Annotated in this window: 1 rRNA gene; it reads left to right on the forward strand. The window is 58.0% G+C overall.

The features are described from left to right. Positions 1-72: 72 nt before the first annotated feature. Positions 73-3,194: ribosomal RNA gene (locus ABD823_RS34040) — 23S ribosomal RNA — on the forward strand; the annotation flags it as partial.

The raw sequence follows: 3,194 nt of genomic DNA on the forward strand, positions 1-3,194 counted from the left end.
GTGTCTGGTGGCGGGGTGGGTCGGTGGCTGTTTGTTGTTTGAGATTTGCATAGTGGACGCGAGCATCTTTGTGGCCAAGTTTTTAAGGGCACACGGTGGATGCCTTGGCACCAGGAGCCGATGAAGGACGTGGGAGGCTGCGTTAAGCCTCGGGGAGTCGCCAACCAGACGTTGATCCGGGGATGTCCGAATGGGGAAACCTAGCACCCGTCATGGGGTGTTGCCTCCGCCTGAATGTATAGGGCGGTTGGTGGTAACGCGGGGAAGTGAAACATCTCAGTACCCGTAGGAAGAGAAAACAACATGTGATTCCGTGAGTAGTGGTGAGCGAAAGCGGATGAGGCCAAACCGTATGCGTGTGATAGCCGGCAGGCGTTGCGTGTGCGGGGTAGTGGGACCTTCCGACAGTCTCTGCCGGGACTGTGAGCAGTGAGAAATCCAGTGGGTAGTCGAAGTCTCTGGGAAGGGACGCCGTAGACCGTGAGAGCCGGGTAGGCGAAATCTGCTGGACTGCTGGAGGGGATCCCAAGTAGCACGGGGCCCGAGAAATCCTGTGTGAATCTGCCAGGACCACCTGGTAAGCCTAAATACTCCCTGGTGACCGATAGTGCACTAGTACCGTGAGGGAAAGGTGAAAAGTGCCCCGGTGAGGGGTCGTGAAAGAGTACCTGAAACCGTGTGCCTACAAGCCGTAGGAGCGTGCACAGCTTGCTGTGCGTGATGTGACTGCGTGCCTTTTGAAGAATGAGCCTGCGAGTTATGGTGTGTGGCGAGGTTAACCCGTGTGGGGGAGCCGTAGGGAAACCGAGTCTGAATAGGGCGTTTGAGTCGCATGCTGTAGACCCGAAGCGGGGTGATCTAGGCATGGGCAGGTTGAAGCGCGGGTAAGACCGCGTGGAGGACCGAACCCACCAGGGTTGAAAACCTGGGGGATGACCTGTGTTTAGGGGTGAAAGGCCAATCAAACTCCGTGATAGCTGGTTCTCCCCGAAATGCATTTAGGTGCAGCGTCGCGTGTTTCTTGCCGGAGGTAGAGCACTGGATGGCCGATGGGCCCGACAAGGTTACTGACGTCAGCCAAACTCCGAATGCCGGTAAGTGAGAGCGTGGCAGTGAGACTGCGGGGGATAAGCTCCGTAGTCGAGAGGGAAACAGCCCAGACCACCGACTAAGGCCCCTAAGCGTGTGCTAAGTGGGAAAGGATGTGGAGTCGCAGTGACAACCAGGAGGTTGGCTTAGAAGCAGCCACCCTTGAAAGAGTGCGTAATAGCTCACTGGTCAAGTGATTCTGCGCCGACAATGTAGCGGGGCTCAAGCATACCGCCGAAGTCGTGGCGTTCACACGTTAGCCTGGCAGCGTGAGCTGTCTGGGTGTGTGGATGGGTAGGGGAGCGTCGTGCGGCCGGTGAAGCGCCCGAGTGATCGAGGTGTGGAGGCTGTGCGAGTGAGAATGCAGGCATGAGTAGCGAATCAGAAGTGAGAAACTTCTGCGCCGGATGACCAAGGGTTCCTGGGCCAGGCTAATCCGCCCAGGGTAAGTCGGGACCTAAGGCGAGGCCGACAGGCGTAGTCGATGGACAACGGGTTGATATTCCCGTACCCGCTGTGATGCGCCCATATCGAACCCGGTGATACTAAGGGTCCTTAGCTCGGCTGGTCCTTCGGGGCCGGCGTCAGAGTGAACGCCTGACCTGATCCGGTAGTAGGTAAGCGATGGGGTGACGCAGGAAGGTAGCCCATCCCAGGCGATGGTTGTCCTGGGGTAAGCATGTAGGGCGTGCTGTAGGCAAATCCGCAGCGCATGTGCCTGAGGTGTGATGCCGAGCCGATTGTGGCGAAGTGGGTGATCCTATGCTGCCGAGAAAAGCCTCTAGTGAGTGTCATGGCGGCCCGTACCCGAAACCGACTCAGGTGGTCAGGTAGAGAATACCGAGGCGATCGGGTGAACTGTGGTTAAGGAACTCGGCAAATTGCCCCCGTAACTTCGGGAGAAGGGGGGCCTTCGCTGGTGACGGGCTTTGCGCTCTGAGCTGGTGGGGGCCGCAGTGGCCAGGGGGAAGCGACTGTTTACTAAAAACACAGGTCCGTGCGAAGTCGTAAGACGATGTATACGGACTGACGCCTGCCCGGTGCTGGAACGTTAAGGGGACCGGTTAGCCAGGCTTGCCTGGCGACGCTGAGAACTTAAGCGCCAGTAAACGGCGGTGGTAACTATAACCATCCTAAGGTAGCGAAATTCCTTGTCGGGTAAGTTCCGACCTGCACGAATGGCGTAACGACTTCCCCGCTGTCTCAACCGCAGACCCGGCGAAATTGCACTACGAGTAAAGATGCTCGTTACGCGCAGCAGGACGGAAAGACCCCGGGACCTTCACTACAGCTTGACATTGGCGTTTGGAGCGTCTTGTGTAGGATAGGTGGGAGACGGTGAAGCTCGGACGCTAGTTCGGGTGGAGTCATTGGTGAAATACCACTCTGGTCGTTTTGAACGTCTAACTTCGGTCCGTGATCCGGATCAGGGACAGTGTCTGGTGGGTAGTTTAACTGGGGCGGTTGCCTCCTAAAGGGTAACGGAGGCGCCCAAAGGTTCCCTCAGCCTGGTTGGCAATCAGGTGTCGAGTGTAAGTGCACAAGGGGGCTTGACTGTGAGACCGACGGGTCGAGCAGGAGCGAAAGCTGGGACTAGTGATCCGGCGGTGGCTTGTGGAAGCGCCGTCGCTCAACGGCTAAAAGGTACCCCGGGGATAACAGGCTGATCTTCCCCAAGAGTCCATATCGACGGGATGGTTTGGCACCTCGATGTCGGCTCGTCGCATCCTGGGGCTGGAGTAGGTCCCAAGGGTTGGGCTGTTCGCCCATTAAAGCGGTACGCGAGCTGGGTTTAGAACGTCGCGAGACAGTTCGGTCCCTATCCGCTGCGCGCGTAGGAGACTTGAAAGGGGCTGTCCCTAGTACGAGAGGACCGGGACGGACGAACCTCTGGTGTGCCAGTTGTTCCGCCAGGAGCATGGCTGGTTGGCTACGTTCGGAAGGGATAACCGCTGAAAGCATCTAAGCGGGAAGCTCGCCTTGAGATGAGGTCTCCCACCCTGTGAGGGGGTAAGGCTCCCGGTAGACGACCGGGTTGATAGGCCGGAGGTGGAAGCGCAGTAATGTGTGGAGCTGACCGGTACTAATAGGCCGAGGACTTGACC

Origin of the sequence: Planomonospora alba, from assembly GCF_039534085.1 — a bacterium.
In the GTDB taxonomy this organism is placed as follows: Bacteria; Actinomycetota; Actinomycetes; order Streptosporangiales; family Streptosporangiaceae; genus Planomonospora_B; species Planomonospora_B alba.